The organism is bacterium (assembly GCA_040755795.1).
In the GTDB taxonomy this organism is placed as follows: Bacteria; UBA9089; CG2-30-40-21; order CG2-30-40-21; family SBAY01; genus JBFLXS01.
Genome location: JBFLXS010000370.1, coordinates 1 through 4,097, shown reverse-complemented (window position 1 = coordinate 4,097; position 4,097 = coordinate 1). Strand labels below are relative to the sequence as shown.

Here is a 4,097-nt window from a genome sequence, read left to right as displayed (position 1 = left end):
CCCTGTAATTTTTGTAACCGTTCAGGGTGTAACGAAGGGGAAATGGAGAAATCAGGGAAAAGGGGAAAAAGTATTCTTATTTTAGTAAGAAAATCATATTATTTAGAATGTCATTGACAACTGATGAAACCTTCTGCTACCTAATTCCCCTACTCCTTTCCTTTCTCCCCATTTCCCCTTTTCTCCTTATTTACACCTGAACGCTTACTAATTTTTTATATTGCAAGACAATCCGACTATTGTAATGGAGTATAACCTGGAATGTCTCTTTTTCACTCCGACCATATAATGGCACATCCTGCCAGCTGACTACAAATTTATCCCCTAAATCCTTATAGGTAATTTTGCCGCCTGCATTTGGGTTCAAAACCCTGAAGAATGGTGCAATCATAACATTTGGGTCACGATTGCCAGGGATGTTTAGTTTTCAAAGAGCAATTGAAAAAAATAAAAATTAAGTATTGTGTCCCCCGAATTTAGTATTGTGTCCCCCGAATTTGTGTGTCCCCCGAATTTGTTGCGAATTTGATTAATCAAGGTCTGACATCCTTACTTCTTCTCACAATTTACATGAATGATATGAGCTTTGGATTTGTCATCCCAATAAATTGTCCATTCATCATGATCAGTATTTAAATGTTTAGAACACCAATAACACTTTGTAGGCCATCCATTCTTTCGCCAATTGGCAATAGTGGATAAATCTCCATCCTCCTCGAAAGCCTTCCATTCTTTAAGAGAAAATCCAAAGTAACTTCCAAGTTCTGAAGGTAATCTCCCCATTCTAAATTCATGCACAGCATTATTATAGATTTCATATGCTTCATCTTCAGAAATCTCACCTGTTAAAATCCTTTCCAACAAATCCATCACTTGTTTACCTCCATGTACAGGACCCTTTGGTGTCGGCATACAATCGATATGGACAATATGAGCAACATCTTCATCATCTTCAAAAACCATCCATCCATATTGATCAGTATCCAAAGACTTTGAACAGAAATAACATTTTGTAGGCCATCCATTCTTTCGCCAGTTTGCAATAGATGATAAACCAGCGGGAAATCCTGTCCATTCCTTTTGAGAGAAACATAAAAATTCAGCATCATACATATCTTTTATTTTCCCATCATGCCAATCCTTAGTGGTATTTTCGAATATGTCGTATGCCTCTTCTTCAGTAATTTTGCCCTTTCCTAATAAATCGAGAAGGTCTATTTTCCCACATAATTTGTAATCTTCCTCATTCATTTTACCTTTAATTAACAGATTTATATAATAATTTTCTTTATTCATCATAACTCATCCTTTATATTTCTTCCAGCTCTTACTTTACTATAATCTCTCACACCAGTAATTGGATCCATAACTCCCTTATGGTTACCGTATCTATCATATATCTCAATATGGTTATGAGTGTGGTCCCACTTATAGTATTCTTTATTTCTTCCTTTACCAGACGTTTTAATTCCTCCCCTAAAGGTGTTAAGTTCTTTCCAAGCTGGACTTTGAGCTTTAGTTACACCTTTTGCCGCTCCTTTTCCTATAATCTCCGTTCCGATTTTACTTATACCTTTTCCTATTACCTTACCCCCACCAACAAGAACTGTCTTTATTCCACCAACAACTATCCTCCCTGCACCAATAATATCTGTAGGACTTGCTGGATCGCTAATGATTGCTTCTTCCTCTGGTGTAGGTACTACACCTAAAATAGGTAATAAAGCATTTGCTATTCCAGAACCAATACCCAAGTATGCACCTTCTCTTGCACCTGCCCAGAAATCTCCACCACACATTAATGAACTTACGCCACCATATATTGCTCCTTCTATTCCCCATTCTAATACATCTCCTAATGCTCCACCCCACTTTCCAAAATTTATCCCTGCACTTATCCCCGCACTAAATTGATTAAGCATCCAGCTACTACCAGCACTCATTAAAGCTGCTCCCCATCCACCATACTGATATGCTTCATAGACATTATAAAGTGTCTTTGCTGCGGTATAGAATTTCCATGCTGCCCATATAAATTGCCAAAATTCACCATTCGGGTCTATATTTGTGAGTGGGTTATTTGCGCAATAAACATAAAGATTATCTCCTGGCACCTGTACCGGATCCGGTGAAATAAACCTTCCCAAGGCTGGGTCATAGTATCTTGCGCCGAAGTAGAACAGGCCACTTTCATCCAGCTCCTTGCCCGTAAATGTCGGTCCGCCAACAGGTCCTCCACCACCAAAGGGATAATAGAAATACTGCTCGACTACCTTACCATCTTTATCACTAATCACCCTTGCTGAGCCTAAGTGGTCATTATGGTAGTAATATGGTTTTGCTGGACTGCCAAGCGGATTTTCCTCCACCCTAATACATAACTGCCCATTACCATAGGCATACGAGGTCTTACTGGTGATAGTTACATTCTGGGCTGGTGGTGACTTTATCTCCTTGACAATCAGATTCAACTCGAACGCCTTCCCGTCCCTAATCGAGGCTAAAGGAATAGCCACCCCATTTCTCCCTTGACTATTCTCAATCCCTACCTTTACATACCCATCTACACCCTGCAGGGTTTTATATTGCAAGACAATCCGACCATCGTAATGGAGTATAACCTGAAATGTCTCTTTTTCACTCCGACCGTATAATGGCACATCCTCCCAGCTGACTACAAATCTATCCCCTAAATCCTTGTAAGTAATCTTGCCACCTCGAGCGGGATTCAGGTCACGCCAGAAAACCGCTATCAGACTATTTGGTGCCCGCGTATCAGGGATATTCGTGGGACAGTATGAGTCACTAATACTATAATCTCCATTAAAACTCAAGAATCCATTGCTGTTAATATTTATCTTATCATAGCTCTTATCAAAATACCTGAAAGTAAATGGCAGATTAAACCATTTGCTCTCGTCATCACCAGTAATCTCGGTCGGACTTTCAGTATCTATCCATTGATAGTTAGTCTCCTGCAACTCATATTTAACATCTTCAGTTTGAATAGCTTCTTTGCCAGTTACTCCTTGAATTTTTAATGCCAGGCCATTTTCAAGTAAATTCCTATCATACGCCTCTCCTTCATTTCCGGCTTGATTTTCTATGCCGACTACTACTCTACTATCTACTCCTTGTAAATTCTTATATTGGAAAGTAATCGTGCCATCCTTGTAAAGAATCATCTGGAATGTCTGGCAATATTGGGAAGGGGAATATAAGGGGACACTATCATAAGTCACTACAAATCTCTCACTGTTACTTTCATAAGTAATCTTACCACCTTTTCTTGGGTTTAAATCCCGCCAGAATGGTGCGACTAATGCGTTTGGGGCACCTGAATTAGGAATGTTATCTGCCCTATATCTGTTAGAATCTGAGGTAAAACTTAAAAAACCATTACTACAGACATATACCTTATCATACTCCTGACCATAAAACTTGAACTTGAATGGTAGATTAAACAATATCGTCTGGTCATCTCCGGTTATACCGGTAGCCTGTGTAGTTTCTATCCATTGATAATCGGTCTTAGAAATATTATATTTTAAAGAAACTGTTTGTTTAACCTCTGTCTTTCCCTTCATCTCACATAATACCCTATCTGAAAGGTCATAATGGTATATAGTAACATCCTCGCCTTTTATCTTCTCTACCCTTCTTCCATCTCCATCATATACATATCGCTCTTCTACAAATCCATTCTTACCTATCATTATCAGATTATTCTCATAATCATAGTAATATTCAAAAGTATCTCCCATACCAGATTTTGACTTTAGATTACCATTAGGATAATAGTCATAGTTATAGACACCATCTGATTTAAGGTGATTAGAGGTATAGATATAGTTGCGGACTGGCTCAGCTTGCACCTGTGAGCTAAGTCGATTTCCTACTTTATCATATCCATAGATTATATCTTTATAATCTACGGGTGTATACTCTATACCCGTAAGTCTATTCAGGTTATCATAGGTATAATTGGCAAATGCTGTCGTCCCGGTAGCGTCTGAATATTCCTGTGTAAGATTACCGGATTGGTCATAAGTAAATAATCGTTGAAAGATAGGGTTACTGGTTTTTTGGGTATCAAT

General features: G+C 38.5%; 2 protein-coding genes and 2 pseudogenes. All 4 read right to left on the bottom strand.

Features of this window, described 5'->3' with window-relative positions:
* Positions 1-190 precede the first annotated feature (190 nt).
* Entirely contained in the window at positions 191-367 is a 177-nt protein-coding gene (locus tag AB1414_16780) for a hypothetical protein (protein ID MEW6609071.1), read from the bottom strand.
* Between the two features lie 182 nt (positions 368-549).
* Positions 550-1,299 carry a hypothetical protein gene (locus tag AB1414_16775; GenBank protein ID MEW6609070.1) on the bottom strand — a complete coding sequence of 250 codons (750 nt, stop codon included), beginning with the start codon at positions 1,297-1,299 and terminating at the stop codon, positions 550-552.
* Positions 1,296-1,532 (bottom strand): annotated as a pseudogene (locus AB1414_16770) (colicin E3/pyocin S6 family cytotoxin). Before AB1414_16770 ends, AB1414_16775 begins: the two are co-directional and overlap by 4 nt.
* Positions 1,533-2,060: 528 nt before the next feature.
* Positions 2,061-3,587 (bottom strand): annotated as a pseudogene (locus AB1414_16765) (nidogen-like domain-containing protein).
* Between the last annotated feature and the right edge of the window lie 510 nt (positions 3,588-4,097).